Annotated in this window: 17 protein-coding genes and 1 tRNA gene; 9 read left to right on the top strand and 9 right to left on the bottom strand. The window is 70.3% G+C overall.

Translation table 11 applies throughout. The features are described 5' to 3' along the window. Positions 1 to 21 precede the first annotated feature (21 nt). Together AB0B64_RS17160 and AB0B64_RS17155 are read left to right on the top strand one after the other, a co-directional pair. A complete protein-coding gene (locus tag AB0B64_RS17160) occupies positions 22 to 396 on the top strand; it encodes a VOC family protein (protein ID WP_357950700.1) in 375 nt (124 codons plus the stop codon). A 174-nt stretch (positions 397 to 570) separates the two neighbouring features. Beyond that, positions 571 to 1,455: a DMT family transporter gene (locus AB0B64_RS17155; protein ID WP_357950702.1), complete on the top strand. Its 885-nt coding sequence runs from the start codon at positions 571 to 573 to the stop codon at positions 1,453 to 1,455. On the opposite strand, the gene AB0B64_RS17150 is transcribed toward AB0B64_RS17155, so the two are convergent. Beyond that, the gene (locus AB0B64_RS17150; protein ID WP_358178310.1) at positions 1,358 to 2,623 is read right to left on the bottom strand and encodes an FAD-dependent monooxygenase; all 1,266 of its coding nucleotides are present in this window, start codon (positions 2,621 to 2,623) and stop codon (positions 1,358 to 1,360) included. The genes AB0B64_RS17155 and AB0B64_RS17150 overlap by 98 nt on opposite strands. Before the next feature lie 82 nt (positions 2,624 to 2,705). Between AB0B64_RS17150 and AB0B64_RS17145 the strand changes: the two genes are divergently transcribed. Further along, positions 2,706 to 3,290, top strand: coding sequence for a TetR family transcriptional regulator C-terminal domain-containing protein (locus AB0B64_RS17145; RefSeq protein ID WP_358178308.1), 585 nt, complete (start codon positions 2,706 to 2,708; stop codon positions 3,288 to 3,290). 183 nt (positions 3,291 to 3,473) lie between these two features. Here the strand turns inward: AB0B64_RS17145 and AB0B64_RS17140 are convergent, their stop codons facing one another. Next, positions 3,474 to 5,987, bottom strand: a complete 2,514-nt coding sequence (locus AB0B64_RS17140) for a hypothetical protein (protein WP_358178306.1) — start codon at positions 5,985 to 5,987, stop codon at positions 3,474 to 3,476. Between the two features lie 12 nt (positions 5,988 to 5,999). Further along, positions 6,000 to 6,578 (bottom strand): GNAT family protein, encoded by a 579-nt coding sequence (locus tag AB0B64_RS17135; protein WP_357950711.1) that lies wholly within the window; start codon positions 6,576 to 6,578, stop codon positions 6,000 to 6,002. Positions 6,579 to 6,685: 107 nt separating this feature from the next. Here AB0B64_RS17135 and AB0B64_RS17130 point away from each other — a divergent pair, with 107 nt between their 5' ends. Genes AB0B64_RS17130 through AB0B64_RS17120 form a run of 3 tightly spaced genes read left to right on the top strand, consistent with a single transcriptional unit; the run spans position 6,686 to position 10,133 of the window. Continuing rightward, positions 6,686 to 7,888 carry an acyl-CoA dehydrogenase family protein gene (locus AB0B64_RS17130; RefSeq protein WP_358178304.1) on the top strand — a complete coding sequence of 401 codons (1,203 nt, stop codon included), beginning with the start codon at positions 6,686 to 6,688 and terminating at the stop codon, positions 7,886 to 7,888. Next, positions 7,885 to 9,045, top strand: a complete 1,161-nt coding sequence (locus AB0B64_RS17125; protein ID WP_357950716.1) for an acyl-CoA dehydrogenase family protein — start codon at positions 7,885 to 7,887, stop codon at positions 9,043 to 9,045. The genes AB0B64_RS17130 and AB0B64_RS17125 overlap by 4 nt, the downstream gene beginning before the upstream one ends. Next, positions 9,042 to 10,133 (top strand): acyl-CoA dehydrogenase family protein, encoded by a 1,092-nt coding sequence (locus tag AB0B64_RS17120; protein ID WP_357950719.1) that lies wholly within the window; start codon positions 9,042 to 9,044, stop codon positions 10,131 to 10,133. The genes AB0B64_RS17125 and AB0B64_RS17120 overlap by 4 nt, the downstream gene beginning before the upstream one ends. Here AB0B64_RS17120 and AB0B64_RS17115 read toward each other — a convergent pair. Next, entirely contained in the window at positions 10,092 to 10,682 is a 591-nt protein-coding gene (locus tag AB0B64_RS17115; RefSeq protein WP_357950722.1) for a TetR/AcrR family transcriptional regulator, read from the bottom strand. The two genes, AB0B64_RS17120 and AB0B64_RS17115, sit on opposite strands and share 42 nt — an antisense overlap. A gap of 170 nt (positions 10,683 to 10,852) precedes the next feature. Between AB0B64_RS17115 and AB0B64_RS17110 the strand changes: the two genes are divergently transcribed. Next, positions 10,853 to 11,617, top strand: a complete 765-nt coding sequence (locus AB0B64_RS17110; RefSeq protein WP_357950725.1) for a nuclease-related domain-containing protein — start codon at positions 10,853 to 10,855, stop codon at positions 11,615 to 11,617. On the opposite strand, the gene AB0B64_RS17105 is transcribed toward AB0B64_RS17110, so the two are convergent. Together AB0B64_RS17105 and AB0B64_RS17100 are read right to left on the bottom strand one after the other, a co-directional pair. Next, a complete protein-coding gene (locus tag AB0B64_RS17105; RefSeq protein ID WP_358178302.1) occupies positions 11,614 to 12,975 on the bottom strand; it encodes a VWA domain-containing protein in 1,362 nt (453 codons plus the stop codon). The two genes, AB0B64_RS17110 and AB0B64_RS17105, sit on opposite strands and share 4 nt — an antisense overlap. Then, on the bottom strand, positions 12,972 to 13,808 hold the full coding sequence (locus AB0B64_RS17100; RefSeq protein WP_358178300.1) for a MoxR family ATPase: 837 nt from the start codon (positions 13,806 to 13,808) through the stop codon (positions 12,972 to 12,974). The genes AB0B64_RS17105 and AB0B64_RS17100 overlap by 4 nt, the downstream gene beginning before the upstream one ends. 100 nt (positions 13,809 to 13,908) lie before the next feature. On the opposite strand from AB0B64_RS17100, the gene AB0B64_RS17095 reads away from it, so the two are divergent. After that, positions 13,909 to 13,982, top strand: a tRNA-Lys gene (locus AB0B64_RS17095). Between the two features lie 143 nt (positions 13,983 to 14,125). On the opposite strand, the gene AB0B64_RS17090 is transcribed toward AB0B64_RS17095, so the two are convergent. From AB0B64_RS17090 to AB0B64_RS17080, 3 genes are all read right to left on the bottom strand, one after another. Then, the gene (locus AB0B64_RS17090) at positions 14,126 to 14,623 is read right to left on the bottom strand and encodes a universal stress protein (protein WP_357950733.1); all 498 of its coding nucleotides are present in this window, start codon (positions 14,621 to 14,623) and stop codon (positions 14,126 to 14,128) included. 39 nt (positions 14,624 to 14,662) lie between these two features. Continuing rightward, positions 14,663 to 16,093 carry an MFS transporter gene (locus AB0B64_RS17085; protein ID WP_358178298.1) on the bottom strand — a complete coding sequence of 477 codons (1,431 nt, stop codon included), beginning with the start codon at positions 16,091 to 16,093 and terminating at the stop codon, positions 14,663 to 14,665. Between the two features lie 128 nt (positions 16,094 to 16,221). After that, a complete protein-coding gene (locus tag AB0B64_RS17080; protein WP_358178297.1) occupies positions 16,222 to 16,380 on the bottom strand; it encodes a hypothetical protein in 159 nt (52 codons plus the stop codon). 237 nt (positions 16,381 to 16,617) lie between these two features. Between AB0B64_RS17080 and AB0B64_RS17075 the strand changes: the two genes are divergently transcribed. Continuing rightward, entirely contained in the window at positions 16,618 to 16,899 is a 282-nt protein-coding gene (locus AB0B64_RS17075) for a metal-sensitive transcriptional regulator (RefSeq protein WP_357956311.1), read from the top strand. Positions 16,900 to 16,910: the final 11 nt, after the last annotated feature.

The raw sequence follows: 16,910 nt of genomic DNA, 5'->3' as shown, positions 1-16,910 counted from the left end.
TATGCCTGCGAGCCTTTCATCATGACAACTCACGCGAAGCTCATCGCCTTCACCATCGACTGTGCCGAGCCCAAGAGGCTGGCCGAGTTCTGGCACCAGGTGACCGGGCTGGACATCCAATACTCCGAGGACGAGTACGCCGCGGTGGGCGACGGGACGACGAACATCTACTTCGGCCGCGTCGCCGACCGCAAGCCGGTGGAGTGGCCCAGCTCGGACAAGCAGTTCCATCTCGACTTCCGGGTGCCGGACGTGGAGCGGGCGGTGGAGGAGTACATCGCCCTGGGGGCGACCAAGCCCGAGTTCCAGCCCGGGGTCACGGACGGGAAGGTCGGGTGGATCGTGATGCAGGACCCGGAGGGGCACGCGTTCTGCGTCTGCCCCGAAAAGTCCTGAAAAATCCTGACACGTCCCGTCGTCCCGCTGTGTGGCTGGGGTGATGGACCGGACTGGTGCGGCGGTACGTCCGTGATGAGGGATGTCTGGCCAAAAGGATGATTCAAGCACTTAGCTTCCCTCATAAGCTGGTGCAATGCTCTTGGAAGGATCCATGTCCCTGCGCGGGCGCCGATGACCTGGGTCGGTCTCGTGATCGCGCTGGCCGGGGCACTCGGATACGCGTTCGGCGCGGCGCTGCAACAGTACGAAGCCGTAGCGGAGGGCGCCTCCCTCAGGCTGGTGAGGCGTCCTCGCTGGTGGATCGGCGGGGTCATCGGCTTCGTCGGCGCGTCCCTGCACGCCGTGGCGCTGAGCCTCGCGCCGCTGGTCGCCGTACAACCGATCAGCGTGGCCACTCTGGTGTTCGCGGTGCCGCTCGCCGCGCTGATGTACGGCCGCCGCCCGTACAAGGCGGAGATCCTCGGCTCCATCGCGGTGGCCGTCGGGTTGCTCTGGCTCATGGTGCTGGTCCCGGCGCACAACGTCAGACCGAGTCTCGGCAGCGGGGCCGCGATCGGCTTCATCGTCGTGATCGGCCTGATCGTGCTCGCCGCCGAACTGTTCGCCAACAGGCTGCGCGGACCCAGCAAGGCCCTCGTCCTGTCCGTGGGCGCCGGCGCCGTGACCGCGAGCGTGTCAACGTTCGTCCGGGCGGTCGGCGGTGGCATGAACGGGGACTGGGGCAGGCTGTTGCACTGGTTCACACTCGTCATACCTGTGCTGCTGGTCGGCGCGGTCGTGATGCTGCAACGCTCTTACGCGGTCGGCTACTTCGGCATCGCGTACGCGGGCGTACAGGTCGTGGACCCGATCACCTCGGTGCTCGCCGGCGCGATCCTCCTCGGCGAACCACTCCCGACCAGCCCGTCCACGGCGATCCCGGCCATGCTGGCGGCCGCACTCACCATCGGGGGAACGATCACACTCGGGCGGCTGGCCCCTGATCACTCCCAGCCTGTCGGGGTGGACGCCACCCGAGGATCTCGTTCATTGACCGCAACATCAGATCTGGTGTGATCCGCGAGGCCAGCGCCACCCCCGCGTTCCGCAGCCCGACGGCCACCGGATTCCGTAGCTTGGTCACCTTGCAGATGGTCATCGCCTGGCGCACGATGCCCGCGGTCCGCTCCAGACGCGCGGCCGTATAGGCGGCGAGCCCACCCCCAGCGCCGAGGTGCCCACCTGGGTCATTCGCGTCGAGGTGCCCACCCGCGCCATTCGCGTCGAGGTGTCGGCCTGGAGAACCACCATTAATCCAGAAGTCGCCGCAGACGGTGAGGGCGAGAACGACGGCGTCCTCGATGGCCTGGCAGGCGCCCTGGCCGAGGTTGGGCGTCATGGGATGGGCCGCGTCGCCGACCAGCGCCACCCGGCCTCGGTGCATGGCGGGCAACGGTGTGTCGAAGTAGTAGAGGTCATTGCGGAGGATCCGTGCGTTGTCCGACGCGCGGATCAGGGCGGGGATCGGATCGTGCCAGCCACCGAACCTGCGCAGCAACTCCGCGCGCTCGTCCGCGTGCACGGCTCCGGCGGGTGACAGGTCCGTCGCGTAGTAGTAGATGAGTTCGTCGTTCAACTGGTGAGCCCCGAACACCAGGCCCCTGCCCCACGTCTCCGTGCTCGGGACCTCACGGTCGAGCGCGGGCACCAGCCCCCGCCAGGCGGTGACTCCCGAGTACACCGGACCGGGGTGCTCAGGGAACAGCGCGGTGCGCGTCGCCGAGTGGATGCCGTCGGCGGCCACGATCAGATCGGCCTCCATGTCACCGGCACCGGTGCGGACGATGCCCTGGCCGGCGTCCACCCCGGTGACGGTGGTGTTCAAGCGCAGGCGCTCGTGACCCAGGCTCTCTATGAGCAACTCGACGAGGGTGGCGCGGAGCAGGATGACGATCGAGTCGCCGTAGAGCTTCTGGGCCTTGTCCTCGGTGGTGTGCGTCAGCCAGCGCCCGTTCTGCTGTCGTACGCCCACCTGGCCCTGGATCCTGGACAACTCGCGCACGCGGTCGCCCAGGCCGATCACGTCGAGTGCCTTCAACGCGTTGGCGGCGACGGCCACCCCGGCCCCGACGGGCTCCAGCGCGGCCGCGCGTTCGAGCACGGTCACGTCCCAGCCCTTGCGCCGCAACGCGATTCCCGAGGTCAGCCCGCCTATACCGCCACCGATCACCACGGCTCTGCCCATGCCTTGCCTCCCAAACTACGTCTGTAGTTTCACCCTACTACGCCTGTAGTCCGGTGGCACTACCGGTGTAGTCTTGCTGCTCGTGAAGCGCTCTGAGACCGTCGCGGACACGGCCATCACCCTGCTGGCGGAGCGCGGCATGCGCGGCCTCACCCACCGGGCCGTCGACGAGGCAGCGGGCCTCCCGCCCGGGTCCACGTCCAACCTGGCTCGCACCCGCGCCGCGCTGCTGGAACTGACGCTTTCCCGCCTCACGGACCTGGAAGTACAGGCATTGGCCCCGGTCTACCGGCTCCAGGGCGCGAACGCCGCAGCTGACCCGTTCCTGGAGTCCGATCTGCCGGAGCTGGTGGCTGAGGCGCTGCACGTTCAGCTCGGCGACTCCAGGCGCACGCTGGCCCGCTACGAGCTGGCGTTGGAGGCGACCAGGCGGCCTGAGCTGCGCGAGATCTACGACAAGGCGGGGCGCCGCTTCCGCGATCCCGTCGTCGGGCTGCTGGCCGCCCTCGGGTCGCCGGATCCGGCGCGGCATGGGCGGCAGTTGGTGGCGTTCGGCGAGGGCATCATGTTCGACGCCATCGCGGGGGCGGGTGCCGTGCCCTCGCGCGACGACCTGCGGGAGGCCGTACGGGACCTCCTGCGGGGGATGCTGGGGTCAGGCACCTGAGGCGGCGCGGGCCATCGCGCCCGGCCACCTGCGCATGCGGGCATCGGCGTGCGAGTGTCTGCGCATGCGGGCATCGGCGCCCGGCCACCTACGCATGCGGCCATCGGCGTGCGAGCGCCTACGCACGCGGCCACTGACGTGCGAGCGCCTACGCACGCGAGCACCTCCACGTGGTGGGGTGAGCTAGCACACCGGTCGATACGGCACCTCGGCCAGATAACGGTCCCAGTCAGTCTGGGACAGCCCTCCGTACCGGCCGCAGATCGACGCCGCCGACCCGGCCGGATCCGGGGGCGGGGTCGCGTGGGCGAGGTCGATGGTGAGGACCGTGCCGTGGCCGGCCAGTACGCGCAGCCAGCGTCCGCCCGGCGCGAGAGCGGCCTGGACGGGACGGTCGGCGCCGGCCGCCGGGACCTGGCGGTCCGTGAGGCGGGTGCCGTCCGCGACCCGCCAGACCCGGACACGGTCGCTGTCCGTGCTGGCCAGGAGCTGGCCGTCGGCGCTGAAGGTGAGGCTGCCGGGAGAGGGCCGGAGCCGCACCGGGAGCACGGGCACGCCGTCCAGCGTGTAGATCTGCACGCCGGTCTCCTCGGCGATCGCCACCCGTTCACCCTCGGGGCTGAACACCGTGTACTCCCACGGCATCCGGTCCAGCCAGGGCGCCGGCGTACGGGCGCCATGGCCGGACAGGCGGACCACCTCCGAACGCGTCCCCGCGAACACCAGCGCCACCTTGTCACGCGGCCCCACCACCGCGTACTGGCCGACGAACGCGGCCCGGCCGGTCCGCAGGTTCCAGGCCCATCGCTCGCCCGACTGGCGGGCCGCGGCGAACAGCAGACCGCCCCCCGGACTGAACCAGGCCGCCTGCTGCCCCGGCGCGCCCAGCCCCCGGCCGAAGGGCCGTCCCACGCCCGCGCCCGAGGTCGTGTCCCACAGGTAGGACCGGTCGACGCCGACGAGCGCCAGTGTCCGGCCGTCGGGGGACCAGGCCAGCGCCCGTACGCTCTGGGCGGGACCGGCGGTCATGGCCAGCTGCCTGCGGGAAAGGGGGTCGTACACCCGGATCGTCCCGTCGGTCAGCGCGGCCAGCCGGGTGCCATCGTCGCTGAGGGCGTCGAGCGAGTGCGGACCGCCGTACGGGTCGGCGAACACGTCCACCGCCGGATCGGCCGCCGAGTCCGCCAGCGCGGCACGGGCCTCCGCGACCGGGGCCAGGCGCCACGCGGCCAGGCTCAACCGGCGCGCCGTCACCGGGTCGGCCGCCCGCAGCGCCCGCGCCCTGGACGCTGCCACCCGCGCCATCGCCTGGTCCAGCCGCCCCTCGGCGCTGCTGTTGTGCCAGACGGCGACGACGACCGCCGCCAGGACCGCCACGAGGGTCACCGACGCCAGGGCCGCCATGGCCCGCCGCCGACCGCGTGCGCGACCGCGTACCCATGCGCGTCCGCCGTCCAGGAACGCCTGCTCGGCGGCGCTCAGCGTCACGCGCCGCCGCCCGCTCGCCGCCCACGCCAGCGCCCGGTCCAGGTCGTCCTCCTGGAACAGGTCGCTCTCCCGCCGGCCGCCCGACTCCCACCGCCGCGCCGCCCTGGTCAGGTCGCGGTGTACGGCGAGGCCGTCGCGTTCGGCCTCCAGCCACTCGTGCAGGCGCGGCCAGGCCCGCAGGAGCGCCGCCTGGGCGATGACCAGGCCGCCCGCGTCGGTGCCGCTCTGGTCGATGTCCACGCCGTCCGCGTCGGAGTCGCTCTGGTCGATCAGCCCCGCTTCCGTGTACGCCCTGAGGACCCGGTCCATGGCGGCCTGTTCCGGAGGGCGGCCGGTGACCAGCTCGGTACGGGTGGCGCGACGGCGGGTGTCGGTGCCGTCGGCCGCCATGCCGACCAGGCGCAGGAACACCTCGGGCACCAGGTCCTGGTCGGCGGGGCTGAGCTGGAGGTAGAGGCGTTCGGCTCGCGCGCCCAGTGGGGGGTCGTCCACCGGCTCGGGCGGGAGCAGGCGCCCCTGCTGCGACTGCGGCACGTCGAGCAGGGACAGCAGCAGTTGGTGCGCGCTCGGCCGCCGGTCCGGATCCCGGCGCAGGGCCGCCAGCACGAGCTCCCGAAGCGGCCGATCGAACCGATCGAGCAGCCGCTCGGGCCGCCCAGGCTGGCCGGGTTGAGTGGGCCGGCCGGAGGGCTGGCCCGGCGATGGGTCCAGCCCGTCGGGTGGCGCGGGGCCGTATGCCGCGAACACCAGCAGCCGGCCCCAATCCCGTACATCCCCCGGCGGCCCACTCCCGTCGGTCGCGGTCCCGAGCCCGACGAGCCGTGGCCCCTCCGCCCCCAGGACGACCCGGTCCGGCGTGAGCCCTCCGTGCACCGCCCCGGCCTCGTGGATCGCCGCCAGCGCCGTCGCCGTGGCCGCCGCCAGCCGGTACAGGTCGTCCCCGCCGTACGGCCCCCGCCGCCCGACCACCTCCGCCAGCGTCGGCCCGGGCACGTACTCGCTGACCAGATACGGCGCGTCCCCGTCGAGACAGGCGTCCACCACCCGCGCGACGCACAGCGACCGGACCTGTAAGGCCGCCTTGACGGGGCCCGGGGGCCGCGCGGGGAGGCGGGTGAGCGCATATCGAGTGCCCAACTCGTCGTAGGCGTCATGGACGGCACCGCCGAGCCGGGAGCCTAACCAGTAGCCCCCCAGCCGGTCGGTCATGCGGCCCTTTCGCTAACGGATCAGGCGAGCTCGGTGGTCCGGCCACTCCTCTTCGAGGATGCCGAAATAGACCGTGTCACGCCAGGTGCCGTCCGGCCTCCTGCGCTGGCGGCGCAGCGTCCCCTCGTGCACACCGCCGATGCGCTTGATGGCGTTCTGCGAACGTAGGTTGAGGACGTCCGTCTTGAGCAAGACGCGGTTGTAGCCCAGCTTGTCGAAAGCATGGTCGATGAGCAACACCTTGCAGGCGGTGTTGACCGCCGTACGCCAGACCGTCCGGCCGTACCAGGTCCAGCCGATCTCGATGCTCTTCTCGAACCCGGGCACGTCGCCGTACGTGGTCCAGCCGACGGCCAGCCCCGACGACCTGAGCACGACCGCGAACGGGATGTGCTTGTCGTCCGAGATGAGGCCCTGAGCGAGCCCCGCCAGCTCCGACTCGGCTCGCGGTGGTTTGGCGGGCATCCAGCGCCAGACCTCCTCATCCCCGCCCCCGGCCAGGAACAGGTCGGGAATGTGCTCCATCGTCAACGGCTCAAGGCGGACGACGTCGTTCTCGAGCAGCACAGGGGAGGGCAGGTTCGCGGTCATAGCGGTCACCCTAAAAGAAGATCCGGATCGCCTTTATGGCCACCTGAGCCGGTTTCTCGGCGACCACCTGTCGACACTCATACCGGCCGGTCGGTAGGCTCCGGGGTATGGACTTCGCCTTCGACAGTGTCACCGAGGACCTGCGTGAGCGCCTGCTTCTCTTCATGGACGAATGCGTCTATCCAGCCGAAGCCGCCTTCGAGGAGCAGGCCGCGACCAGCGGATGGAGCTCCCCGCCGCTCGTCGCCGACCTCAAGGACGAGGCCAGGAAGCGCGGCCTGTGGAACCTGTTCCTGCCGGGAGAGCACGGCGCGGGGCTGACGAACCTGCAGTACGCGCCGCTGGCCGAGATCATGGGCCGCAGCCCCAACCTCGCCCCGGTGGCCACCAACTGCGCCGCGCCCGACACCGGCAACATGGAGGTCCTCTCCATGTTCGGTAACGAGTGGCAGCGCAAGGAGTGGCTGCAACCGCTGCTCGACGGGCAGATCCGCTCGGCGTTCGCGATGACCGAGCCCGACGTGGCCTCCTCCGACGCCACGAACATCGCCACCTCCATCGCCCGCGACGGCAACGAGTACGTCATCAACGGCCGCAAGTGGTTCATCTCCGGCGCGATGAACCCCGACTGCAAGATCTTCATCCTCATGGGCAAGACCAACCCCGACGCGCCCAAGCACCGCCAGCAGAGCATGGTCCTGGTGCCGCGTGACACGCCCGGGATGCGGATCAAGCGCGGCATGCACGTGTTCGGCTACAGCGACGCCGACCACGGCGGCCACGCCGAGATCGCCTTCGAGGACGTACGGGTGCCGGTCGACAACCTGATCGGCGAGGAGGGCGGCGGCTTCGCGATCGCCCAGGCCAGGCTCGGGCCGGGCCGTATCCACCACTGCATGCGGCTGATCGGCATGGCCGAGCGCGCCGTCGAGCTGATGTGCCGCCGCGCGCTGGGGCGTACGACGTTCGGCAAGCCCGTCGCCCAGCAGGGCGTGATCCAGGAGTGGATCGCCGAGTCCCGCATCCGGATCGAGCAGCTGCGGCTGCTCGTGCTCAAGACGGCCTGGCTCATGGACACCGTCGGCAACCAGGGCGCCCACACCGAGATCCAGGCCATCAAGATCTCGACCCCGATCGCCGTGGAATGGATCCTCGACAAGGCGATCCAGGTGCACGGCGCGGGCGGCGTCTCGCAGGACTTCCCCCTGGCGGGGCTCTGGGCGGGAGCCAGGTCGCTGCGCCTGGCCGACGGTCCCGACGAGGTGCACAAGCGCTCACTCGCCTACCGCGAACTGAAGAGGTACATGTGAACGAGGCGGAGATTAAGGAGCGCGTCGACGCGCTCCTCGGCGCCAATGATCCGAAGAACCGGCTGGAGTTCCTGCGGGCCAGGTTCGACGCCGGGCTGGCGTGGGTGTGGTTCCCCGAAGGGCTCGGCGGCCTGGGCGTGTCGCGGGACCTGCAGCAGGTCGTCGAGCGGGAGCTCGCCGACACGCCGCAGCTCAACACCGGCGTGCAGGGCATCGGCCTGGGCATGGCGGCGCCGACGGTCCTGGCGTTCGGCACCGAGGAGCAGCGGCGCCGCTTCCTTCGGCCCTTGTGGACGGGCGAGGAGATCTGGTGCCAGCTCTTCAGCGAGCCGGGCGCGGGGTCCGACCTGGCGACGCTGGCCACGAGGGCGGTCAGGGACGGCGATGAGTGGGTCGTCGACGGCCAGAAGGTCTGGACCTCCGGCGCGCACCACGCCCGGTGGGCGATCCTCGTCACCCGTACCGACCCGGACGTGCCCAAGCACCGCGGCATGACGTACTTCATCTGCGACATGCACGCGCCAGGCGTCGAGGTGCGCCCGCTGCGGCAGATCACCGGAGAGGCCGAGTTCAACGAGGTCTTCCTGACCGGCGTCCGGCTCTCCGACGACCTGCGGCTCGGTGAGGTCGGCGACGGCTGGCGGGTCGCCCAGACCACGCTGATGAACGAGCGCGTCGCGATCGGCGGGGCCCCCGTACGGCGCGGCGGCGGCATGATCGGGCCGGTGCTCGACACCTGGCGCGAACACCCCGAGCTGCGCACCCACGACCTGCACCAGCGGCTGCTGTCGCTGTGGGTCGAGGCGGAGGTGACTCGCCTGTCCGGCGTACGGTTGCGCGAACAGCTCGTCGCCGGGCACCCCGGTCCTGAGGGGTCGGGCATGAAGCTGTCGTTCGCCAAGCTGAACCAGGAGCTGTCGGGCCTCGACATCGAGCTCCGGCGCGACCTCGGCTACGACGACTGGACCTTCCGCCGATCGGAGGACCTCGACTTCTACGGGCGTGGCGCCGGCTACCGCTACCTGCGCGCCAAGGGCAACTCGATCGAGGGCGGCACCTCGGAGATCCTGCGCAACATCATCTCCGAACGAGTGCTCGGCCTGCCCTCAGAACCCCGCGTCGACAAGGACGTCCCTTGGAAGGACCTGCCACGATGACCCTGCTGTACTCGGAGGTCGAGGAGGAGCTGCGCGCCGCCGTGCGCGGGGTGCTCGCCGACCGCTGTCCGCCGGCCGCGGTGCTCAAGCGGGTGGAGTCCGACCCCTACGACCTCGACCTGTGGAAGACGCTCGCCGGGGAGATCGGGGTGGCGGGCCTGCTCATTCCCGAGCAGTACGGCGGGGCGGGCGCATCGGCCCGTGAGGCCGCTGTCGTGCTGGAGGAGCTCGGCCGGGGTGTCGCGCCGGTGCCGTTCTTCACCAGTGCCGTGCTGGCCACTCAGGCGCTGCTGGCGACGGGCTCGGCCGATCTGCTGGGCGGGCTGGCGGAGGGGCGGACGACCGCGGCCCTGGTGGTGTCGTTCGCCGCCTCGCCGTACCGGCCGAGGCGGGGCTCGTCGGTGAGCCTGGACGGCGGGACGCTGTCCGGGACCGTGTCCGCGGTCGCGGGAGCGGAGGTGGCCGACGTGCTGCTGGTGCCGGTCGGCGGCCAGCTGTACGCGGTCGAGGCCGCCGACGCCGCCGTCCAGGTCGTACCGTCGCTGGACCTGACCCGGCCGGTCGCGACGGTCACCTTCTCGGCGGCGCCCGCGCGGTCGCTGGGCCCGTGCGACCTGGTCGAGGTGCTGCGGTCCGGTGCCGGGCTGCTCGCCTCCGAGCAGCTCGGGGTGGCGGAGTGGTGCCTGGACACCACGCTCGCCTACGTCAAGGAACGCCACCAGTTCGCCCGCCCGGTCGGGTCGTTCCAGGCGATCAAGCATCGGCTGGCCGATCTCTGGCTCGACGTGGTCAGGGCGCGCGCCGCCGCGCGTGCCGCGGCCGGCGACGACTCGGCCGTGACGGTCGCCGTGGCCCAGGCGTGGAACGCGGGTGTGGCCGTACACGCGGCTGAGGAGGCCCTGCAGCTGCACGGCGGGATCGGGATGACCTGGGAGCATCCCCTGCATCTCTACCTCAAGCGTGCCAAGGCCACAGAGACGGCGCTCGGCACGCCCGGCGACCACCGGGAGGCGCTGGCATCACTGGCCGACGTGCCGGCGCCGGCCTCACTCGTCGACGGGCCCGGCCCCGAGCGAGGTCAGCAGTAGGTCGGCGAAGTGCTTGCCCACCTGGGCGCCGGTGAGCGGTCCGTCCGTGTGGAACCAGCTGCCCAGGTGGTGCACCGAGCCGAAGAAGTAGTCGACGACCAGCTCGGCCGGGACGCGTTCGCTGAACAGCCCCTCGCGCTGGCCCTCGATCACCAGGTCGCGGAAGCGCTCGTGGTAGCGGCGGCGTTCGGCGCGGACGGTCTTGCGCGTCTCGGGCGCCAGCAGGTGCATCGAGCGGAAGAAGATCTTGGAGTCGTCGAGGTTCGCGGTGGTGGTCTCGATGACGTCGGCCGCCGCCGCGTGCAGCCGCTCGGCGACCGTCCCGGGGCCGTCGGCGATGTGGGTCAGGCGCTCCATCTGCATGCGCAGCACGCGCGCGTAGATCTCGTGCAGCAGATCATCTTTGGAGTCGAAATAGTGGTACATGGCGCCCTTGGTGACGCCGGCGGCCACGACGATCTCCTGCACGGACGCGCCCTCGAAGCCCCGCTCCGCGAACAGCCGGGTCGCCTCGCTCAGCAGCCTCCTGCGTACCGGTTCTTCCTTCACGCGTCACAGCATACCGACTGGTCGGTTGATGGACTTCCCGCAGGTGCTATTTCCGTCACCTTAGGGTCCCCTTGCTTCCGTTGGGGTCAGGTGGGGTATTAATTGACTCAGCGAGGGATCTTCGGCGTGGCAGATCCTGATGGTTCAGCGACTCATTGGGGGAGTTTGCCGTGCCTGGTGGCTCGATCTACGTGCAGCAGGACGAGAAGTTCACTGGGGCCTCGCCTCAGTGGTACTACGAGAAGTTCTGGCGGGAGGACGCCAACAACCGCAAGCGATCAAGGATGATCAAGGCGGGCGTGGGCTTCGTGGCCGGCATCGGCCTGGCGATCCGGTTCGACCTGGCGCTCACCGCCTTCTACGGCGTCGCCCTCGCGGGCATCGTGGCCGGCGTCGACTGGTACATCGCCTGGCGCTCCTTCCACGCGACCGCGGTCTGGCGTGGCCGGCGGCGCGGTGAGGTGATCACCGGCCGGATGCTCCGCCGCTCGCTCGGCAAGCTCGGCTACAGCGTCCTGGACGGCCGGGCCATCAGGGATCAGGCCTCCATCGACCACCTCGTGATCGGCCCCGGCGGGCTGTGGGCCATCGACAACGAGTCGTGGAGCCCCGACACCGAGATCGCCACCTACAACGGGCGGCTGTTCTTCGGCGAGAAGTACGGCACCAAGGTGGCCAAGTCTCTCATCGAGACCTCCAACGCCTTCGCCGAGCTGCTGACTCGCGAGACCGGCATCCCGGTGACGATCACGCCGCTGCTCGCCGTGCACTGCGGCCTGCTGCCGCGCGGCGGCCAGGTCACGGCGGAGGGCCTCACGCTGCTCAAGCCGAGCCTGGCGGCCCGGCGCGTCAAGGCGACCGCCGGCGAGGTGCTCGACGAGCAGCAGATCGAGCTGCTCACCCGCACCGCCGCCCGGGAGCTCCAGCGCGCCTAGGCCAAGTCCTGGATGAACGCGCTGAGCTGCGCGACGTTGCGGCACTCGTACATCGGCACGACCGCGTCGTAGTCGGTGGCGATGGAGTCGCCCGTGTCCCACTGCTGCCGGGGCTCCGGGTTGAGCCAGTAGGCGTGGCGGGCCTTCGCGGCCAGGGCGCGCAGGGTGTCGACGGCGGCCGGCTGGTAGTTGGAGCGGGCGTCGCCCAGGATCAGCAGCGAGGTCTTGGGGCCGATCGCGTCGCCGTAGCGCTCGGCGAAGCGCTCGAAGGAGTGGCCGTAGTTCGTGCGCCCGAAGCGGACCATGTCCGCCTCGTTGGCCAGCCGGGTCATCGCCTCCACCACGTCCGCGCCGGGGACGAAGAAGCGGGTGATCTCGTCGACCGTGTCCACGAACCCGAACGCCCGTACCTTGGTGAACTGCTCCCTCAGCGCGTACGTGAGCAGCAGCGTGAAGTGCGCGAACGACGAGACCGAGTCGCTGGTGTCACAGAGGATCACCAGCTCGGGCTTGTGCGGCCGAGGCGGCTTGAAATGGGTGGTCAGCGGCACGCCGCCGCTCTGCAGCGAGGCCCGCATGGTGCGGCGGAAGTCGAGCCGCCCGCGCCGGCCCTTCCTGTGCTTGATCGTCAGCCTGGCCGCCAGGCGCCGGGCCAGCGGGTAGACCTCGCGCCGCAGCCTGGCCAGGTCCGCCTTGGTGATGCGCAGGAAGTCGAGCTGGTCGAGCGGGGGGCGTACGGCCGAGCGGGCGATGCGTTCCACGCCGGAGTCCTCGGCGATCCGGCGGCGCACGTCGGTGGCGACCGCCTCCTCGAAGCGCCTGATGCCGGAGTTCACCCGCTGGCGGGCGGTCTTCTCGGCCAGTCCGCCGCGCTCCTGGCCGGCCAGGACCTCCTGGAGGATCCGGGCCATGAGCGTCTCGGGGGACAGGGCGCGCAGGACGCTGTAGGAGAACCAGTTCTGGCGGCCGGGACCAGCCGGCTGGCGGCCGAACCGCCCGACCATGGCCCTGGCGAACTCCCGCATCTCGGCCTCGCCGCCCCTGGTCAGCAGCCTGGCCAGCTGGTCACGCAGCTCATTGAGCTCGGCGGTGTCGCTGTTTATGGCGTTTTCGGCGTACAGACCGGTCGTGGACGACGGGAACCACAGGTCGAACAGCATGTCGAACCCGGTCCGATACGCTGGCTTCTTGACCAGCGTCGCCGCGTAGGCGGCGCGCAGCGACTCGCGCTCGGTCAGATCGATCACCCGCAGCGCCCGCGCCGCGTCGAGCCCTTCGGCCAGCGACACGGGCAACCCCGCCTCGCGCAACGCGTGCACGAACCCGACATGCCTGTCGACCAGCGAGGTGTCACTCATGAGGGCAGCCCGAGCTCCTTGACCGCCCGAGCATGGTCGGAGGCGTGCTTGAGCACCACGCCCAGCGTGCCGGCCACCGTCGGCTCGTCCAGCTCGTCGCGCCCGAGCGCGAGCAGCGTGTTGGCCCAGTCGACCGTCTCCGCCACCGACGGCGCCTTCTTCAGCTCCATGGCGCGCAGCGTGGCGACCGTCCTGGCCAGCTGCTCGGCCAGGTCCGCGCGGATCGTCGGCACCTGGCTGAGCACGATGTCGCGCTCGCGTTCGGGCGTCGGGTATTCGATGTGCAGATAGAGGCAGCGCCGCTTGAGCGCCTCGGACAGCTCGCGGGTCGCGTTCGAGGTCAGCACGACGTACGGCTTGCGGACCGCGCTGATCGTGCCCAGCTCGGGGATCGTCACCTGGAAGTCCGACAGGAGCTCCAGCAGCAGCCCCTCGACCTCCACATCCGCCTTGTCCGTCTCGTCGATGAGCAGCACGGTCGGCACCCCGGCCCTGATCGCCTTGAGCAGCGGCCGCTCCAGCAGGAACTCCTCGCTGAAGATGTCGTCGTCGGCGCTGGTGGCCTGGATGCGCAGGAGCTGCTTCTTGTAGTTCCACTCGTACAGGGCCCTGGCCTCGTCGAGCCCTTCGTAGCACTGCAACCTGACCAACTGGGCGCCGGTCGCCAGCGCCACGGCCTTGGCCAGCTGCGTCTTGCCCACCCCCGCGGGGCCCTCGACCAGCAGCGGCTTGCCGAGGGCGGCGGCGAGGAACACCGAGGTGGAGATGGCGTCGTCGGAGAGATAGTCAACGGCGGCGAGCCGCTCGGTCACGTCGGCGGGCGAGTCGAACATCGATGCTCCTGTCTGCTTGCCGAACTTTATTCTAGCGGCTGGCAGGCGGGTGATACCGATTCGACCAGGATGCGGAGTGCCGGTATATTCCTCTCTGCAAGCGCCGCTAGCTCAGTTGGTTAGAGCAGCTGACTCTTAATCAGCGGGTCCGGGGTTCGAGTCCCTGGCGGCGCACCGCACGGAAACCCTAGCTCATCGATGTTGAGCTGGGGTTTCTCGTTTTTCAAGTAGCTCTGGCCGAGCCGAGGCGCTCCCATGGTCGCTCGGTGGTGCTTCTCCCGGCTCCCTGGAACGGGGAGCCGGGAACGGCAGGCGTCTCAGCGAACGGCGCGATGCTCAGTGTGGCGACGGGCGTCCGCGAGCGGCTTGGACGGGATGACCAGTGTGGGCCTGCCCGAGGTGTGGACCACGTGGGTGGAGGTGCTTCCGGCGACAAGTGCCCGTAGTCCTTGCCTGCCTCGTGAGCCGATCACGATGAGCGAGGCGTCGATCTCCTCCGCGACATCGGCGATGGCGTCGGCGACGGTCTCCTCGGGGATCGAGGCGACCCGGGGTTCGGCCTTCAGCCCGAGTCCGCGGGCGAGATCCGCGCCTTCGGTGGCCAGTCGTTCGGAGGCGTCGAGGGTCTTGTCGTCGAAGTCGCGCAGCTCGTCCAGGGCGGGGTGGCCTTCCAGGTGTGCGGCGAGGCTCTCCAGTGGCTGCCGGGCGTAAAGGACCACGGCGGGGGCGCCGGGAAAGAGCCGGGCGGTCTCTTCGAGCGCATGGCGGGCGCCTGATGAGCCGTCGTAAGCGATGAGGATCGGTGTGGTGGTCATGGGTTACTCCTTGAAAGCGGGGCTCAGAGAGCAAGGTGGTCAGTGGCCGCTGTGCGTGGTGGCGGGCTCGGACGCGGCCGGCTCGGTGCGGTGGGAGCGCAGCGTCAGCCCGGCGAGCAGGGCGCCGACGGCGGCGATGCCGGCGGCGCCGATGAAGGCGGAGGAGAAGCCGTTGGTCAGGGCGGGCAGGTTGCCGAGTTGTCCGGCGCCGTTGGCGGCGGCGACGGCGGTCATGGCGGCCAGGCCGAGGGCCGAGCCGACCTGGTAGCTGGTGTTGACGATGCCGGAGGCGAGGCCGCCTTCCTCGGGGCGGGCGGAGGAGATGGCGGTGCCGAGTGAGGGGATGAAGGCCAGGGACATGCCGAGGGCGGCGACGAGGCTGGCGGGCAGCACGTCGGTGGCGAAGCTGCCGTTCGGGCTGATCAGTGACAGCCACCCCATCCCTGCGGCGAGCAGGGTCAGGCCGACCACGGTGGTCGCCTTGGGGCCGAAGCGGCCGATCGCGCGGGGTGCCAGGACGATCATGCCGACCATGATGAGGACGGTCATCGGCACCAGCGCCGCGCCGCTCGGGAAGGCGCTGTAGCCGAGGACCTGCTGCAGGTAGAGGTTGAGGAAGAACCACATCGGGATCCACGCGCCGCCGAGCAGCAGTTGGGTGAGGTTGGCGGCGGAGAGGTTCGGAGCACGGAAGATCGACAGCCGCATCAGCGGCTCGCGGCGGCGGGCCTGGATCGCGACGAAGCCGCCGAGCAGGGCCACGGCGCCGACCAGCACGAGCCAGGTCTGCGCCGAGCCCCAGCCGATCTCAGGTGCCCGGACGATGGCGTACACGGCGGAGGCGAGGCCGGCGGTGACGGTCAGCGCGCCGACCACGTCGATGGAGCCGCGCTGGGACTGTACGGCGGGCATCAGCGGCTTGTTGGCCAGCAGGACCACGATGGCGATGGGGATGTTGATGTAGAAGACCCAGGGCCAGCTCAGGTATTCGGTGATGACGCCGCCGAGGAAGACGCCGGCGGTGCCGCCCGCCGGTGCCGCGGCGCCGTACAGGGCCATGGCCTTGGTGAGTTCCCGGGGGTCGTGGCCGAAGAGCATCATGAGCAGGGTGAGGGCGGACGGCGCGATCAGGGCGGCGCCGGCGCCCTGGATCACGCGGCCGGCCAGCTCCACCCACACCTCGGGGGCGATGCCGGCGACGAGCGAGCCGGCCAGCAGGATGACCCAGCCGGCGCCGAACACGCGGCGGGCGCCGAACAGGTCGGACAGTCGGCCGCCGAGCAGCAGCAGGCCGCCGAATGCGACGACGTAGGCGTTGAAGACCCACGACAGGTTCTCCTGGGAGAAACCCAGGTCCTCCTGGATGCGGGGGAGGGCCACGCCGATGATCGACGTGTCCATGATGACGATGAACTGAGCGGTGGCGATCAGGGCCAGGGCGGCCCATCGCCGGGGAGATGGAGCAGACATCAGCGGTTCTCCATGCCATACGGGGGTAGGGTATGCGGACTCGCAAACGATTCCGCGAGAGGCGGGTTCGTGTGCGACTCGGGGTATTGCTGGCTTAATGAATACCCTCGGGGGGTATCTGTCAAGCGCTACCGACCCACTTCTTGCCGGCGTCGAAGCGCGACGAGGGTGATCGCCGCTGATGGAAGCGCCAGGGCGAAATCGATGGCCATGCCCACCGTCAGCCCGACGAGTTCCTGGATCCAGCCGAGTGCCCCGTACAGCGCGCCCCCGAGGGCGGCCGACATGCCCAGGACCATGCCGGCCGCGGTCGCCGGTGACTCCGGAGCCAGGTCGCGTCGTTGACGACATGAACCGCGGCGAGGAAGGCGGCCAGTCGGGTCCCGCTGAGCACGCCCGGCCTGCGCATCACATGTGGCATCTCATCCTCCTGGATTTCGTCAGCCTTGTTGGGCTTCTGTTGTCCGGAATACCGTAGGGGGGTATGGTGTTGTTCCCGGCGACGAAGGATGGGAGGTCCGGACATGGCCGGATATGGCGGAACCAAGAAGGATCACGCGATGCGGTTGCGCCGCGTCGAGGGGCAGGTCCGCGGCCTGCAGCGCATGGTCGAAGACGACAAATACTGCATCGACATCCTCACTCAGGTGTCCGCGGCGACCAGTGCGCTGAAGTCGTTCTCCCTGTCGCTGCTGGAGGAGCACCTGGCCCACTGCGTCGCCGAGGCCACGCGGAAGGGCGGCCCGGAGGCCGACGCGAAAGTCAAGGAAGCCGCCGACGCCATCGCCAGACTTGTCCGTTCCTGATCGACCTTGAG

Origin of the sequence: Nonomuraea sp. NPDC049129 (assembly GCF_040648495.1) — a bacterium.
Classification (GTDB): domain Bacteria; phylum Actinomycetota; class Actinomycetes; order Streptosporangiales; family Streptosporangiaceae; genus Nonomuraea.
This window is presented reverse-complemented; position numbering and strand designations above follow the sequence as displayed.

Bases quoted from the DNA above. Each gene is read 5' to 3' on its own strand.
- AB0B64_RS17155 (WP_357950702.1), top strand. From the start codon at position 571: ATGACCTGGGTCGGTCTCGTGATCGCGCTGGCCGGGGCACTCGGATAC.
- AB0B64_RS17140 (WP_358178306.1), bottom strand. From the start codon at position 5,987: ATGACCGACCGGCTGGGGGGCTACTGGTTAGGCTCCCGGCTCGGCGGT.
- AB0B64_RS17100 (WP_358178300.1), bottom strand. From the start codon at position 13,808: ATGTTCGACTCGCCCGCCGACGTGACCGAGCGGCTCGCCGCCGTTGAC.
- AB0B64_RS17080 (WP_358178297.1), bottom strand. From the start codon at position 16,380: ATGTCGGCCGCCCTCGGGGGCGCGCTGTACGGGGCACTCGGCTGGATC.
- AB0B64_RS17160 (WP_357950700.1), top strand. From the start codon at position 22: ATGACAACTCACGCGAAGCTCATCGCCTTCACCATCGACTGTGCCGAG.
- AB0B64_RS17085 (WP_358178298.1), bottom strand. From the start codon at position 16,093: ATGTCTGCTCCATCTCCCCGGCGATGGGCCGCCCTGGCCCTGATCGCC.
- AB0B64_RS17105 (WP_358178302.1), bottom strand. From the start codon at position 12,975: ATGAGTGACACCTCGCTGGTCGACAGGCATGTCGGGTTCGTGCACGCG.
- AB0B64_RS17075 (WP_357956311.1), top strand. From the start codon at position 16,618: ATGGCCGGATATGGCGGAACCAAGAAGGATCACGCGATGCGGTTGCGC.
- AB0B64_RS17135 (WP_357950711.1), bottom strand. From the start codon at position 6,578: ATGACCGCGAACCTGCCCTCCCCTGTGCTGCTCGAGAACGACGTCGTC.
- AB0B64_RS17150 (WP_358178310.1), bottom strand. From the start codon at position 2,623: ATGGGCAGAGCCGTGGTGATCGGTGGCGGTATAGGCGGGCTGACCTCG.
- AB0B64_RS17120 (WP_357950719.1), top strand. From the start codon at position 9,042: ATGACCCTGCTGTACTCGGAGGTCGAGGAGGAGCTGCGCGCCGCCGTG.
- AB0B64_RS17130 (WP_358178304.1), top strand. From the start codon at position 6,686: ATGGACTTCGCCTTCGACAGTGTCACCGAGGACCTGCGTGAGCGCCTG.
- AB0B64_RS17090 (WP_357950733.1), bottom strand. From the start codon at position 14,623: ATGACCACCACACCGATCCTCATCGCTTACGACGGCTCATCAGGCGCC.